Annotated in this window: 15 protein-coding genes and 1 other RNA gene; 7 read left to right on the forward strand and 9 right to left on the reverse strand. The window is 48.9% G+C overall.

Features of this window, described 5'->3' with window-relative positions; all coding sequences use genetic code 11:
* Positions 1 to 48: 48 nt before the first annotated feature.
* From KNO70_RS11150 to rnpB, 5 genes are all read right to left on the reverse strand, one after another.
* Positions 49 to 1,467 carry an alanine/glycine:cation symporter family protein gene (locus tag KNO70_RS11150; protein ID WP_214812621.1) on the reverse strand — a complete coding sequence of 473 codons (1,419 nt, stop codon included), beginning with the start codon at positions 1,465 to 1,467 and terminating at the stop codon, positions 49 to 51.
* 59 nt (positions 1,468 to 1,526) lie between these two features.
* Complete coding sequence (locus tag KNO70_RS11155; protein WP_214812622.1) at positions 1,527 to 2,429, reverse strand: Gfo/Idh/MocA family protein; 903 nt, start codon at positions 2,427 to 2,429, stop codon at positions 1,527 to 1,529.
* A gap of 51 nt (positions 2,430 to 2,480) precedes the next feature.
* A complete protein-coding gene (locus KNO70_RS11160) occupies positions 2,481 to 2,663 on the reverse strand; it encodes a hypothetical protein (RefSeq protein WP_148209436.1) in 183 nt (60 codons plus the stop codon).
* Between the two features lie 119 nt (positions 2,664 to 2,782).
* Positions 2,783 to 3,946, reverse strand: coding sequence for a THUMP domain-containing class I SAM-dependent RNA methyltransferase (locus KNO70_RS11165; protein ID WP_214812623.1), 1,164 nt, complete (start codon positions 3,944 to 3,946; stop codon positions 2,783 to 2,785).
* 125 nt (positions 3,947 to 4,071) lie between these two features.
* Positions 4,072 to 4,439: RNase P RNA component class B (gene rnpB / locus KNO70_RS11170), an RNA gene on the reverse strand.
* Positions 4,440 to 4,559: 120 nt separating this feature from the next.
* On the opposite strand from rnpB, the gene KNO70_RS11175 reads away from it, so the two are divergent.
* A complete protein-coding gene (locus tag KNO70_RS11175; protein WP_078146958.1) occupies positions 4,560 to 4,964 on the forward strand; it encodes a hypothetical protein in 405 nt (134 codons plus the stop codon).
* A 44-nt stretch (positions 4,965 to 5,008) separates the two neighbouring features.
* Here KNO70_RS11175 and KNO70_RS11180 read toward each other — a convergent pair whose 3' ends face one another.
* Both KNO70_RS11180 and KNO70_RS11185 read right to left on the reverse strand, forming a co-directional pair.
* A complete protein-coding gene (locus tag KNO70_RS11180; RefSeq protein ID WP_214812624.1) occupies positions 5,009 to 6,457 on the reverse strand; it encodes a S8 family peptidase in 1,449 nt (482 codons plus the stop codon).
* Positions 6,458 to 6,551: 94 nt separating this feature from the next.
* Positions 6,552 to 6,959 (reverse strand): hypothetical protein, encoded by a 408-nt coding sequence (locus KNO70_RS11185; protein WP_214812625.1) that lies wholly within the window; start codon positions 6,957 to 6,959, stop codon positions 6,552 to 6,554.
* 171 nt (positions 6,960 to 7,130) lie between these two features.
* On the opposite strand from KNO70_RS11185, the gene KNO70_RS11190 reads away from it, so the two are divergent.
* The 5 genes from KNO70_RS11190 to KNO70_RS11210 all read left to right on the forward strand — a co-directional run bounded on the left by KNO70_RS11190 (position 7,131) and on the right by KNO70_RS11210 (position 11,860).
* On the forward strand, positions 7,131 to 8,018 hold the full coding sequence (locus KNO70_RS11190) for a hypothetical protein (protein ID WP_078146961.1): 888 nt from the start codon (positions 7,131 to 7,133) through the stop codon (positions 8,016 to 8,018).
* Positions 8,019 to 8,095: 77 nt separating this feature from the next.
* Positions 8,096 to 8,761 (forward strand): response regulator transcription factor, encoded by a 666-nt coding sequence (locus tag KNO70_RS11195; protein ID WP_078146962.1) that lies wholly within the window; start codon positions 8,096 to 8,098, stop codon positions 8,759 to 8,761.
* Positions 8,758 to 10,104: a sensor histidine kinase gene (locus KNO70_RS11200; protein WP_078146963.1), complete on the forward strand. Its 1,347-nt coding sequence runs from the start codon at positions 8,758 to 8,760 to the stop codon at positions 10,102 to 10,104. Before KNO70_RS11195 ends, KNO70_RS11200 begins: the two co-directional genes overlap by 4 nt.
* Positions 10,105 to 10,172: 68 nt before the next feature.
* Positions 10,173 to 11,186, forward strand: coding sequence for an ABC transporter permease (locus KNO70_RS11205; RefSeq protein WP_078146964.1), 1,014 nt, complete (start codon positions 10,173 to 10,175; stop codon positions 11,184 to 11,186).
* Positions 11,183 to 11,860, forward strand: coding sequence for an ABC transporter ATP-binding protein (locus KNO70_RS11210; protein WP_214812626.1), 678 nt, complete (start codon positions 11,183 to 11,185; stop codon positions 11,858 to 11,860). The genes KNO70_RS11205 and KNO70_RS11210 overlap by 4 nt, the downstream gene beginning before the upstream one ends.
* Here the strand turns inward: KNO70_RS11210 and KNO70_RS11215 are convergent.
* Entirely contained in the window at positions 11,811 to 12,218 is a 408-nt protein-coding gene (locus tag KNO70_RS11215; RefSeq protein ID WP_078146966.1) for a hypothetical protein, read from the reverse strand. The two genes, KNO70_RS11210 and KNO70_RS11215, sit on opposite strands and share 50 nt — an antisense overlap.
* Before the next feature lie 181 nt (positions 12,219 to 12,399).
* On the opposite strand from KNO70_RS11215, the gene KNO70_RS11220 reads away from it, so the two are divergent.
* On the forward strand, positions 12,400 to 13,323 hold the full coding sequence (locus tag KNO70_RS11220; RefSeq protein WP_078146967.1) for an alpha/beta hydrolase: 924 nt from the start codon (positions 12,400 to 12,402) through the stop codon (positions 13,321 to 13,323).
* On the opposite strand, the gene KNO70_RS11225 is transcribed toward KNO70_RS11220, so the two are convergent.
* Positions 13,256 to 13,951, reverse strand: a complete 696-nt coding sequence (locus KNO70_RS11225) for a CPBP family intramembrane glutamic endopeptidase (protein ID WP_078146968.1) — start codon at positions 13,949 to 13,951, stop codon at positions 13,256 to 13,258. The genes KNO70_RS11220 and KNO70_RS11225 overlap by 68 nt on opposite strands.
* Positions 13,952 to 14,014: the final 63 nt, after the last annotated feature.

Below are 14,014 nucleotides of genomic sequence, written 5' to 3' on the forward strand. Positions count from 1 at the left end.
GAAATGAAGAGGAAACCCCTGATGCCAGGGGCGTCCCAATGATGATCTTTAACTGATTTCTTCTATTTTCGTTTCCCACGCTTCGATGTGCTCTTTACCAGGAAGATCGACACCATCTTTAAAGAATTCCGGGTCTCTTCCTTCTTTCTTTTGAACCATATAGTCATCGAGGAGCGTCTTGGCGACTTTACTCAATCGGAAGATCGCATACATGTTGACGAGTGCCATCAGCCCCATAAAGATGTCGGCAATCGACCAGACGAGTCCCGCCGATCGTACTGACCCGAACATGACCATCCCGACAACGGCAATCCGATAGATAATCAAATACCGCTTCTTCTCAGAAATGAACTCGATGTTCGTCTCCCCATAATAATAATTGGCCAAAATCGAACTGAAGGCAAAGAGTAAGATGGCCATTGTCATGAGCGTCGTCGCAATCGGTCCAATTTCGACGAGAAGCGCCTCTTGGGCAAGCTCAATCCCTTGGAATGCTTCAGAGCCTTCGACACCTGAGATGAGGACAATCATCGCCGTTGCGGTACAGATGAACAATGTGTCCACAAATACACTAAGCGATTGAATCAATCCTTGTTTGACCGGGTGACTCACCTCAGCGGTAGCTGCGGCGTTCGGTGCAGACCCCATCCCTGCCTCGTTCGAGAACAGGCCTCGTCGAATACCTTGGAGGACAGCTGCACCGACCGCTCCACCGAACAACTGTTGGAAACCGAGGACACCTTCAGAGAAGATGGCCGAGAACACTTGTGGCACGACATCAAGATTCGTAAGGACGATCCAAATGGCTAGTAAGATATAACCGCCCGCCATGATTGGTACAATGATTCCCGATAAGGTCGAGATGGAACGAATCCCACCGAAGATGACGATAGCGGTGACAACGGATAAGATGATGCCGACCCAGACCGTATCGATCTCAAATACGTTATTCACGGAGAGTGCGATTGTATTCGCCTGGACGGAGTTGAAGGCAAAACCGAAGGCGAACGTAATCAAAATGGCAAATACGATACCTAACCAGCGTGCACCGAGAGCGCGCTCAATATAGTATGCCGGACCACCACGCCACGCCTTGCCGTCATGCACTTTATACACCTGGGCGAGCGTACTTTCAACGAATGCCGACGCCGCTCCAATCAGTGCAATGAGCCACATCCAAAATACGGCGCCAGGTCCGCCTAAAGCGATAGCCGTCGATACGCCGGCGATGTTCCCCGTACCGACTCGTGCCGCCGTTCCGATGGCGAATGCTTGGAAAGATGAGACCTGTCCTTTCTCATGCTTGATTCCTTTCACGAATAAAAGTTTAAACATTTCCGGTAACATTCGAAATTGAACGAACCCCATCCGAATCGTAAAATAAAGACCTCCTGCAATCAATACGAAGATGAGAAGGTACGACCATAAATAGTCATTGATTTGCATAATCAGTTCACGAATATCCAACGAAATCGCCTCCTTTTATCGAGTTTTTACCCGGTCTGAATATGACGGAAACAGTATGTTCACCGCACTTCCTTTAGAATCTCTTCACAGAGACGATGTGTCTCGAGACTGTCTTCCGCGACAACGGAGGCGTTCGGTTCCCCACGAAGTAAACGTAAGAAGTCTTCCACAAGGTCGATAAAGCCTCGACGCTTTAAATTGGACTCCCACGGGTCGAGCGACCATTCCTTCACACCGTCTCGTCCATAGTCTGTAATCCGCTCCACATCGCGTGTGACCCGCTTCACGGTCGGTGACATGACCTCCATCACTTCTTCGGTACAACCGTTGTCTCGGTTCATCCAACCGATTGCTTCGATTCCCCCTGCCATGAAATGAATTATCACTTGTTTCAGCACATCCCCTTCAAATCGTGGTGTCACGCGCAACCGCTCGACAGGCTGAAGATCGGTCAAATAACGGAGCGTATCGACGACATGCACGAAATCTTCGATCACAAATTCACGGAGCGTTGCCGGTTTATACGTTCTGTTCTTTTGAATGAAGACCATATTTTTTTCTTCGATTTGTTTGAGTGCCTGCGTGGCCGTCGCAAATCGGCGATTGAAGCCCGTGACGAGATGTACACCTTTCTCGTTAGCGAGTGCGACGAGTCGCTCCGTTTCTTCAAGAGTGAACGTGATCGGTTTGTCGATGAAGACATGCTTCCTTTGCCGCAGACAATACTCGGCTTGCTCATAGTGGACAGCTGTCGTCGAATGAATCATGACGGCATCGATTTCTGCCATCGGCACGGCGTCGAGCTCCGTATATCCTCCTTTAAAACGATAGGTCGAGATGACTTCGTGTAACTTTTGTTCATCTCTAGAGACAAGATACACATCGACGTCCTTTAATCCGGCATATACTGGCAGATACGCTTTTTTTGCCACGTCACCTATGCCTACTACCAAAATATTCATCTACTCACTCCTCCAATATTATGTAGAAAGCCCGAAGCGACTGCCTCGGGCTCACGTAATAGATACAATCTCAAAACTTGTGATCGGTTCACGAATCGCGTCAGATACAATCTGATAAGCCGCATGTAGTTCTTCTTGATTATTTAAGTCCGGCACACGATCCATTTCCACCTCGACCGTCCGAGTGTTTTGTTCTTTCGCATGTAACTGATATTCGACGGTATACTTTTCCATCATCTGTCCCCCTCTAATTATACATATGTTATGTATAACCTGTTAGACGGATGATGAAACAAGTGAGTTTGCTCTAATAAAATAGAAAATGACCGCTCAGTTGAACGGTCATGGATTCATTATTCTGATTTCGGTTTCTCGTCACGGTCCGGACGTGGACGGCGCTTTCCGAAGTATTGATAATATTGCGTTTCGATATTTCCGTTGTACAACTTCCGACGCTTCGTCGCAGGGCGTCCGTATGCCTTCTCGAAGTCTTCATAACTCGTCAACATGTAGACGCTGTAACCAGGGTATTTCGAATATTGTTCTCCGATTCGCTCATACAAATCGATGATCTCTTCTTCTGACTGAAGTCGTTCCCCATACGGAGGGTTACCGATGATGACTCCGTACTCTTCTTTCGGCTTCAGTGCGGCTGCGTCACTATGGACGAACGTGATCGCATCGCGGACGTCAGCGAGTTCCGCATTGTCTTTTGCGAGTTTGACCATCCGCGGATCGAGGTCGATTCCATAGATTTTTAGCGGTTTATCCCACTCCGCTTTCTCGTTTGCTTCATTAATTGCCGCATACCAAGCTTTTTTCGGGATGCATGTCCAATCTTGAGCGAAGTATTCACGGTTGATACCCGGCGCGATATTTCGTCCAATCATCGCCGCCTCGATGGCGAGCGTCCCTGAACCTGTAAATACGTCATAAAACGGCATGTCCGGACGCCAGTTCGTCAATTGAATCATCGCCGCTGCCATCGTCTCTTTGAGTGGAGCTTGCGAATGAAGCTCACGGTAGCCTCGACGGTGAAGCGGACCGGACGTGTCGATCGTGATGGTCGCCACATCTTTCAATAGGGCGACTTCGATCGGGAATTTGGCGCCTGACTTCGGCAACCATTCTCCCTCTTTACGATAGCCGCGTTGCATCGCTTCAACAATCGCCTTCTCCGTAATCTTCTGACAGTCACGAATCGAGAACAGCTTCGATTTGACCGAGCGTCCGTCGACCGTGAACGCCGCGTCCCACGGCATGAGGTCGGTCCATGGTAACGCCACGACCCCGTCAAACAATTCTGTAAACGTTGTCGCCTTGAACTCGGCAACGACGAGCTTGACCCGGTCTGCTGTGCGTAACCACATGTTCAAACGTGGAATGTCTTCCATTTCAGCGTCGATATAAATCCGTCCATTCTCGACCTCGCACGTGTATCCTAAATCTCTTACTTCTTTTGCCACGAGTGCCTCGATTCCCATCGCTGCCGTCGCAATCAGTTTACGTTTTGCCATCTGCAATCGCCTTCCTTCTACATAAATATCTTTCAGTCATTTTGTAAGTTGTAAAAAAATCATGAAAAAAGGAGCTCAAGTATATGTGCTTGAACTCCTTGTCGTTGTCAGTTGAGACTATGTTGTCCTGTAAGCCATGTTCTGTACTCCGGTGCTCATAGCGGTCTCCCTGGCACGATGGAGTGACAATCATCTATCTGCGCACATCGGCGCCCTCCGTCCCGTTCGATTCCGGTCTGGAAGTTCCCCTACCATAGTTTGGGTTTCTCGCTCGTGGGGTTTACCTCGTTCCACTCTGAACGTTTCCGATCAGACTCCGTCACTGTGGCACTTTCAAGAAGCGTACACCATATCCGAGGACTTAGGTGTTTCTTCTGCCGTCAACTTGCGTTGCCTACACTTATCGTTTCGTGTAGCACGATCACTACAGCCATCACAGGCTGTGCGAGCATGGACTTTCCTCAAGACTTGCGTCCCGCGATTGTCCAGACCTCATAGTCACTTCAACCATTGTAGCTGAAATTTGAACGGTTGACAACTTAAATTCGAAACTTGATTTTACGTTCAGTCAGCGCTAAAATAAGGCGTGTTCATTGAATAAGGAGGGATTTTGATGCATCAGGATGCAAAAAACGGTTGGATTCAACGTCTGACTTATGTAATAGAAATCGATGACATTAAAGTGCTCCACCCGAACAACGGCGTGTTCGCCTTCTACCGAAATAATCGTCTCGTCCGAGGGTTTGAACCGTTCGATATCAAGGCACCGAACGAACTCTCGAAACGACCTTATCATTTTGACCATCACAATTTAGCACACCTCGAGGAGCGTTTCCCGGATGCCATTCCAGTATTCGATGAAACGCATGAGACGCGTCGTGCTTGGAGCGACCGCATCCGAGTCGGCCTTTGCGAAATCATCCGAGATGGGAAACTCAGTTTCGAGCATATTGATGACCAAGGGAACGTATTAGAAGCGAGTATCCGTTGGTGTGGAGAAGCCATCACCATCGATTAAATAGAAAAAGCCGTCTCTCCGTTAGGAGCAGGCGGCTTTTTATCTTACAAGGTCTCTGTGACCGGAGGCTCGTCTTCGATGATTGGTGGCTCAAAAGATGTCGTCACCACTTTTTCGCGAAGGTCCGTCGGTTTAAGGATGACCGTCAGCTTCTGTGTCGTATTCCCTCTTACCGGGAATGTCCCGGCGATGTGGAGCGCTTCGTACAAGACCTTCCCATTTGAATCAAGTACCGTGACCGTGCCTTTTCGTGTCGTGTGAATCGAGAACGTCCCTTCTTCCGATACCTTCACAGACACTGCCGTCTTCAACGTGTTGACATAATCAATCGTTCGGCTCGTGTAGCGCTTATGTTTTCCATCCGTGACTTGACCGACGATGCGATATTGTCCGCTCGGTAGCCAATCCCCGCTCGAATACATCGTGAACGACCGATTTGGTGTGAGCGTCTTGACTTTCTTGTTCCCTTGATACAGTGTGAACGAGGATTTCAAGTTCGAATGGTTCATGACACTTAACTTGACATCATTCACGTATCGACTCTTCCACACCGAAGGGGCAGAGATGTGAATCGGGCGAGCCGTCGCTTCTAATAGTTTCATTGTATTCAATTCCGTATAGGACTTGCCGGACGCTCGAGGCATCTTCGCAATTAACTGGTCGATCTCACCCGGTGTGAAATAAGGGTTGATCGATTTGACGAGCGCGAGGCTCGCCGTGACCATCGGTGCCGCCATCGACGTCCCATCCATATAGATAAAGCGGTTGTTGACCCCGAGCGAGAGGATGTTCACACCTGGCGCCACGATTTTGACGCGATCGTCCATATTGCTAAAGCTCGCGAGACGATGTCTAGAATCGATTGCACCGACCGCGATTACTTCTTTCATGTTTGCAGGAAAATTGATCGTCTGTTTTCGATCATTTCCAGATGATGCGACGATAATGACCCCTTTTGCCCTTGCCCGTTTGATTGATGCGGCCAAACGACTATCATAATCATCCCCACCAAGCGAGAGGTTGATGATGTTCGCCCCTTTCGCCACAGCCGTATCCACGGCATTGGCGACCGTCCAAGAGTCCGTTTTATCTTTATTCACCCCGTAGAACACATTATAGAAGTGGTAGCGGACGTTCGGCGCGAGTCCGGCGATCCCAAAGCGGTTATGTTTCCCGGCCATGATTCCGGCGGTATGCGTACCGTGAATATCCGCAGTATACGGACCTTTCATGGAATTGACGACACGAGGAACGTTCTTCAAATCCGTATGGTTCCGGTCAGCTGACGAGTCAATCAGCGCCACAACGATATCACTTGCGCCTCTCGTCTTACTCCAGGCCAAATCCGTACCGATTTGCTTCACATAATATTGGCTCGTGACTTGTGGTTCTGAAACGACGTAGCCATGTTTCTTAAGGATGACTGGCTTTGCAGCATCTACTCCGACCGGCAGTAAAAGGGCAATCGCTGTCAAAAGGGCAATCTTTTTCATTCCTTCCGCTCCATTCCAAACTGATAAAGTGACTCCATTATCTCAAACTTTGGATTAGATTTCCCTTTTTTTGAATAAAAAGTTGTCGACAAATTCACCAATAGCTTGGCTCATCCGGATGTAACATATCAAACTCGACAATCCGTCCAATCGTCAAGTACGTATAGTAGCGCGCCAGTTCCACCCGACTTGGGTCGGGACGAAATCCTTCTAAGTCCTCTCCGAACGGGGAGCCGTCAATGGTCTCAAACTGCTGGCAAAAAAAAGACTCGGTTTCGGCGTCCCAGACGATACGATCTCCGATATATCCGCTTCCGAAGCGGATGTAATCGATGATGGACGGAACGATGACTTCTGCCGGCAAGCGTTCGCTCATCCGACCGACGAGCTCATATCGCAAGCGATCTGCCTGATTGGCTTCCTCGAGGGAGGCACATTTGAGTACTTCTTTATTGATTTCAATCAATACGACATAATCCCCTGGTTCAATGGAGAGCTTCATCGCCTCACCTCACTTTTCATACCTTCATCCGATTCTCTACAAGTCATTATTCGAGATAAATGGTGGGAATCCTGTCCATTCCTCATTTTTTTCCAAATCGCAGTTGAGTTCACAACGGTCGAACTGTTTTTGTTATACTAATCATATGAATTGAGAGAGAGGAAGTGCACCATGGCCAAACGACCGCTGACCCCTCGAGAAAGTGAGTTGATTGCGACCGCGTTATTTGTTGTCGGAAGCGTCCCATATTCAGGACATATCGACCGTCTCGAATCCCTCACCTTACGTGACATCGCTGATGACTATTTGAATGGAACTGCCACTTCCGCAGACGCGATCGACGCACTCGACCAATACATCTACGTCCGGCGTCATCGCTTCAAAAACGTGACCCCTCACAACCTCTGGACATTGGATGATAGGACTGAACAAGAAGCACTGCGTCATATCTCCAAGCGACCCGAATTGAAAAAGGGTCAGACGTTGAATAAACGGAATCAACCGTTTCAAGCAGGACAAGAAATCGAGTTCAAGGTGGACAAACATGTCGACCGTGGACAATTCCGCATCTACATCGGAAAACTTCAAGGGTACACGTGTAAAGCCCAGTCAAAAGAACGTGAAAAGCTGAAGTCAGTGTCAGGATGGATCACACATATCGACCCGAAAGACCGATTGGTATTTGTTAACGTGACAGACTTCGGACGGATGCCAATCGAACCTGCAATGAAACAAGAACTTGAATCGATGAGCGCCTCGATGCTCGGTTGGTTCGCCACGGCAACAATCCCTTCTGAAGAAGAAGCACTCCTTGCCAAACAGATGATCGGCACGTTACAGCGACGCGATCAACCGTATTGGTTCACGTTGACGACCGCGTTGAACCACCCTCGCCCAGAACATGTGAAACGCTGGGGAACAGTCGTGAATCTTCTCGTCAAAGCGAGTAACGGTGACCAAAAGGCCATCCAAACATTAGAGACACAAGAAGACAAATATTTTAAGGATGCGTTCATCCGCGCCCTCCGTGCCCTTCATCAAGAGATGACGAAACAATAAAGCTGATACGACTCGAGGTGACTCCGCATGGGTCACCTCGTTTCGTGTCGAACCTATTTTGGAAAGGAACGACCGATATGCGTATACTCATCGTAGAAGACGACCCATCCATTTTACGCCTTGTGAAGGAGACGTTCGAGGATGCGGGTCATGAGGTGTTGACGGCGACGGATGGGAACACAGGCGAAGAACGTTTTACAACGCAACCAATCGATGCCGCAATCGTCGACATCATGCTCCCAGGGCTTGACGGTCGTGAGTTGTGTCGACGACTCAAGGCGACTCTTGATATACCCGTCATCCTACTAACCGCTCTCGATGAATGGGAGGATAAGCGCCAAGGGTTCGAGCATGGGGCAGACGACTATGTAACCAAACCTTTCATCCCTGAAGAGTTATTGTTCCGATTGCAAGCCGTCTCGCGGCGTTATCAACGCTCGGCCGCTTCACAAATTCAAGCCGGTCCTCTTCGACTCGATTTAAGAGAGTACGAGGTGACGCTTGAAGGGCAGCTGTTCTATCTTCCTAAAAAAGAGTTCGAGCTATTATTTCAACTCGCCTCTTTTCCGGGAAGAGTGTATCGTCGTGAGGAGTTGATCGAGTTGGTGTGGGGATTTGATTTCGAGGGGGATGAGCGAACGGTTGATGTGCATATCAAGCGACTTCGTAATCGGTTCGATCACCCTGCTCTGACAATTCGAACGGTACGAGGTGTCGGATACGCACTCGAGGTGAACGGATGAAGACACTCTACACGCGAATCATCGTCACGATGTTCCTGATTTTACTTCTATCCGGAGCCATCTCTCTGTTGATCAGCAATGTGGCTTATTATACGTGGTGGCAACCTTCCTATAGCGAGAAGACGGAACGGGTCGCCAAAATGGCGGAGTCGTATGTCGAGAACCATACCGATTTAGACTATGATGCCTTCTATACCTTTTTAGCCGCGACCGGATACCAACTGGTCGTCGTGGACTCCGCAGACGAACGTCGACGCTTTGGCGGTGCATTTCGAGACGAGACCATATCTGACGCGGTGATTCAGTCCGTACGGAACGGAGCTCCCTATCAGGGAATGCGTGACTTTCCGTTTCATCTCTTCTTGCTCGGATTGTTCGATAATGAATTGACGAACACATATGGATTTACACTTGAAAACGGAGACGTCATTTTTATCCGTCCGGACTTGAGTGCCCAAATCCGTGAGTTACATCTGTTCGTCGGTCTATTTTTCGCACTCGTGACCCTCTTGGCATTTGGCTTGATCGCCATTTCGACAAGGTCCTTGGTCCGCCCATTGCAGACGCTCACGAAAGCGACCACATCCGTCGCCATGCGTAAAGCTCCGGAACATCTCCCCGTCGAGCGTCAAGATGAGATTGGGACGTTGGCACGACAATTTCAACACATGTCGAACGAGATCAATCGGACAGAAGCGAGACAAAGACGATTCGTTTCGAATGTCTCCCATGAATTCCAATCTCCGTTGACTTCCCTAGTTGGCTATGCAGAAAAATTGGCTGACGGAACGAAAGGAGAATCGAAGGAATATGCGCGTGTCATCGAACAGGAGACGAAGCGTCTATCCCAATTGACGAAACAACTGCTGCTTTTATCACGATTGGATGAAAATCCACCGATTCTCGAGACGAACGTGAATGTGCTTCAATCGGTATCCGAAGTCATTCAAATGAACGCATTCATTCTTGATCAAAAAGGGATTGCCGTCGTTACTGACATCCCACAAGACGTAGTCTTGAAGAGTGACCCGGTTCTACTCGCACAAGTTTGGAACAACGTATTGGTGAACGCCGTCCATGCCTCACGTGATGGAGGCACCATCCACATCACCTGTACCGTTGATCCGGGTGTCGTCATCTCGGTTACAGATGAAGGGATTGGGATGGATGACGAGACAAAAGAGCACCTCTTCGACCGCTTCTATCGCGGAGACACGGCTCGAACGAGTCAAGGGACAGGTCTCGGTCTCGCCATCACCTCAGATATCATCGACCTACATGGCGGAAACATCACAATCGAGTCTAGCCTTGGAATCGGCACCACGATCCATCTACATTTTTGATGTCGTTCATATTCTGTTCATATTGGTTGCGTACACTTCCTTCATCAGCACTTGAAGGAGGTTTTTTTATGCAGTTAGGTTGGAAAGAGATGTGGAGACAGAAAAGAAAGTTCTCCATGTTGTTCGTGATCACATTTTTGATTGTCATGTTGACGACACTCATTACAGGGCTAGCAGACGGCCTCGCATATGATAACGGTTCTGCGTTGCACGAATTGAATGCTACGACGTATCAACTTGATCCGGACTCAGAAGGTCAATTGACACGATCGTTTATAGACGTCAAAGCGGATACTTCAAACGAAACGATGAGCGTCCGACAGCTCACGGTCACGATTGATGGAAAAAAAGAAGAGGTCACGCTATTCGCCCTTCCAAGTGGAAGTAATATTGGCCCAGGTACTTATCTAGAAACAGGTGAAGTCTTGTTTGACCCAAGTCTCTCAGAACAGCTTGGAACAGGTGACACGTTGACCGACTTTGCGTCCGAATATCGTTTTACGATCGCCGGTGAGGCGCCTGGACGCTACAGTCATGGACCAGTGATTTACACGACGAACGAGACGTGGTTTGATTATTTGAATCAATCCGAACAACGTCCATATGTATCTGCTGAGATTGGAACGGAATCCACGATGTCCGATGCGCTCGTCATGAGTCAACAAGATTTGATTGAGTCGGTTCCTGGATATAGTGCCGAACAGAGCACATTCACTATGATGCGTGCCTTTCTGCTCGTGATCGGAACGTTTATTTTGACCGCGTTCTTTTATTTGTTCACGCTTCAAAAGTTACCTGAGCTCGGAATTCTGAAGGCAATCGGCCTCTCCCCACGTATCATCGGACGGGCACTGCTCTTTCAGGTCATCGTCATCGTGTCGGCGGCAGTCGCCACATCGATCGAGGTCATGTACGTCGTCGATGCGTTGATTCCATCATCATTGCCGTTTCTCGTCGACTTCGGTCATGTCGCGCTATTCGGATCCATGTTCATCTTCTTATCTGTTCTTGGTGCGTTGTTGCCGTTATGGAAACTCCGTCAAGTCGACGCAATTGAAATCATAGGAGGGAAAGCATCATGAGGTTAAGCCATGTATCACATCAGTTTGACGGTCAGCTCGTATTGATTGACATCGAGTTACATGTCTCACCGGGGGAATGCGTCGCCATCGTCGGTCCGAGCGGTAGCGGGAAGAGTACGTTGTTATACATCCTCGGTCTGTTGCGAAAACCGGATCAAGGAGCATTTTTGATGAACGAGCGAGACGTATTCGAATTAGATGAGGAACAACGTCGTCTGTTACGCCTGCATGAAGTTGGGTTCGTGTTTCAACAGGCCCACCTCATTCCCTACTTGACGGTGCTCGAACAACTAGAGCTGATTCAAGAGAAGAAAAAGTTGGATGCGAAGCAACTGTTGATCGACCTCGGCTTAGGGCACCGTCTGCACCATCTCCCGGCGACCTTGTCAGGAGGTGAAAAGCAACGCGTGGCCGTCGCTAGGGCCCTCATCAACTCCCCGCAACTCATTTTGGCAGATGAACCGACGGCGAGTTTGGATTATGAGAATGGACGTCTTGTAATGGAACTCTTGGCCAAACAAGCGCATGAGGAAGGAAGACGTGTCGTCGTCATCACACATGATGAACGCATGCTCGATGTGTGTGATCGTGTCCTTCGCGTGATTGACGGTACCTTGACCGAGCTCAACAAGGGAGAAGGGCATCACAACCAATTTGATGCAGCTGATGAGTGAGCCATCCTCCAAAGCGAATGGCAACACGGATTGATCCATTTTCTAAAATGGTCGCCTCTTCGATGGTCATCAGTCGTTCGATGATATGATTCGATTCGAGTCGAATCCCCGAGAGACAGGAGAAAGCGCGGACGATTTCCTCTGGTCGACACTCGACTAGACGCGCAATCTCTTGCACCTCGGTGAGGAGGCTTGTTTTGTTGTATAGAAAATACCGGTCGAGTATAACATCAAATACGAGTCCGACAATCCGTTCATCACCTTCAAGTGTCCACGAGAACGTTACTCCTCGCTCAAGCGTTCCCTCTCTGTCGCTCAACACCCTTTGAATCATTCGATAAATCTCTGACCTCTCCATGTAGATGCCCCCCGCCCTCCTGCTATTGTCACTTCATCATACCGTTCTCTACCTAATCTTTCGATGTGCCGTCATTCATCTAATTCACCTGCTTATGTTACGTATGCCCTCCCCTTATGTAAGAAAACAGGACCGTATCGAGTCGTTTCGGGTACAATAACGTTGAAAGGAGTCGGTATCAATGCAACGAAAATGGAAAATTGGATTAGCATCACTTTTCACAGGTTATTACGCAATCAGCTACTATGCCTTCAAACGAATGACGCGAGGCAAACGAAAGACTCCGGAGATGTTACTCGCTCCATATACGGACGAAGATCGCACCTTTTATCATGACGTACCGTTCGAGCATGTCTCGATTCAATCGCGTGATGACTACCGCCTCTACGGGCGTATCTATCGGAATGAAGGATCAACAAAGTGGATTGTGTTCGTACATGGATATACCGCATCACATAGTTTCATGGCCCCTCACCTCGCCATGTTCCATCGACTCGGCTACAACCTGCTTGCCGTCGACTTGCGCTCACACGGGGAGTCTGAAGGGATTTATGCCTCATACGGTTTCCATGAAAAAGTCGATATGATCGACTGGGTGGACTGGTTGAAGAAAGAGGAAACAGTCGATCAAGTCGGGCTTCACGGCGTCTCAATGGGAGCGGCCACCGTCTTGCAGACGACTCCGCTCACGAACGTCGACTTCGTCATCGCAGAATGTCCGTTTGACGATATGAAACAATTGATGCGTTATCAACTGAAAGAGTTACACCATATCCCAGCCGAGCTCATTTTACCGGGAATCGACTATTTCCTTTGGTCTCGTGCTGGGTTCACGATGAGACAAGTCCAACCGAAAAAGGCCGTCACGGAAACGACGACCCCAATCCTATTCGTACATGGTTCAAAAGATGATTTCGTCCCGACGTGGATGTCGGTCGAAATGAATGCATTGAACCGGAAGAACGACTTGGTATTGATCGATGGCGCAGAACATACCGATTGCATGATCAAGGACGCTCTCGCCTATGAGGAGGCGGTCACTCGCTTTTTGCATCGACATGGATTGGACCGGCAATCAAATCTAGAAGTACATGTAACACCATGACCGGCCAAAGGACTCCCATCCCTAAATAGAGGATGCCTAATCCGAATCCAACAATCCCTGTCATAAATACTCCCTTTATCCCTTGATAGGCGTGGGCCACGCCGAAAAGGGCGCCCCCGATTAGGGCGAGAGTCACATCTGGCACCTCGATATAGAGGGAAATCGTGTATAGCAGGACTCCTCTGAATATGAATTCCTCGGTCACGCCAGCCGTGACCGAGACGGCGTTCCACGCCTGTTCTTCTGCTTTTGTCCGGGGTAGTAGCAACTTCTCTAAATCGAGCTCATAGTAAGGGCGTAACACATGTCGGAGACGTGCTGAAGTTTTGACCAAGAGATAAAAGACGAGTGTCACGGTGACTAGGATGCATGACAAGTAAAAGACTTGCCAAGCCTGTTCGTTCCCCGCTTCTGGTGCGAATGTCAATCCAACTTCTGCTGACGGTACTTGAAATAAAAAGATGAGGGCGACAATCAACAAGGTCAGTCCCCATGCCGACTTCACGGTTTGTTCGTACACCCATGCCCGTCCTCTCGTTTCAATCAAGGGACGAATCAATTTGGCATTAAAGATCTGAACGATCAGCATGTAGCCGATGATGGCTGTAAAAATCAAACGTTCGAGCATCCATATCCACTCCTGTCCTTCCTCTTAGCTATATGCTACACTATTCGGGTATTGTCTAAAAGC

Source organism: Exiguobacterium sp. s181 (assembly GCF_018617125.1).
In the GTDB taxonomy this organism is placed as follows: Bacteria; Bacillota; Bacilli; order Exiguobacteriales; family Exiguobacteriaceae; genus Exiguobacterium; species Exiguobacterium profundum.

Coding starts and splice junctions, on each gene's coding strand:
- KNO70_RS11155 (WP_214812622.1), bottom strand. CDS start 2,429: ATGAATATTTTGGTAGTAGGCATAGGTGACGTGGCAAAAAAAGCGTAT.
- KNO70_RS11215 (WP_078146966.1), bottom strand. CDS start 12,218: ATGGAGAGGTCAGAGATTTATCGAATGATTCAAAGGGTGTTGAGCGAC.
- KNO70_RS11210 (WP_214812626.1), top strand. CDS start 11,183: ATGAGGTTAAGCCATGTATCACATCAGTTTGACGGTCAGCTCGTATTG.
- KNO70_RS11185 (WP_214812625.1), bottom strand. CDS start 6,959: ATGAAGCTCTCCATTGAACCAGGGGATTATGTCGTATTGATTGAAATC.
- KNO70_RS11165 (WP_214812623.1), bottom strand. CDS start 3,946: ATGGCAAAACGTAAACTGATTGCGACGGCAGCGATGGGAATCGAGGCA.
- KNO70_RS11225 (WP_078146968.1), bottom strand. CDS start 13,951: ATGCTCGAACGTTTGATTTTTACAGCCATCATCGGCTACATGCTGATC.
- KNO70_RS11190 (WP_078146961.1), top strand. CDS start 7,131: ATGGCCAAACGACCGCTGACCCCTCGAGAAAGTGAGTTGATTGCGACC.
- KNO70_RS11200 (WP_078146963.1), top strand. CDS start 8,758: ATGAAGACACTCTACACGCGAATCATCGTCACGATGTTCCTGATTTTA.
- KNO70_RS11180 (WP_214812624.1), bottom strand. CDS start 6,457: ATGAAAAAGATTGCCCTTTTGACAGCGATTGCCCTTTTACTGCCGGTC.
- KNO70_RS11205 (WP_078146964.1), top strand. CDS start 10,173: ATGCAGTTAGGTTGGAAAGAGATGTGGAGACAGAAAAGAAAGTTCTCC.
- KNO70_RS11160 (WP_148209436.1), bottom strand. CDS start 2,663: ATGGAAAAGTATACCGTCGAATATCAGTTACATGCGAAAGAACAAAAC.
- KNO70_RS11220 (WP_078146967.1), top strand. CDS start 12,400: ATGCAACGAAAATGGAAAATTGGATTAGCATCACTTTTCACAGGTTAT.
- KNO70_RS11175 (WP_078146958.1), top strand. CDS start 4,560: ATGCATCAGGATGCAAAAAACGGTTGGATTCAACGTCTGACTTATGTA.
- KNO70_RS11195 (WP_078146962.1), top strand. CDS start 8,096: ATGCGTATACTCATCGTAGAAGACGACCCATCCATTTTACGCCTTGTG.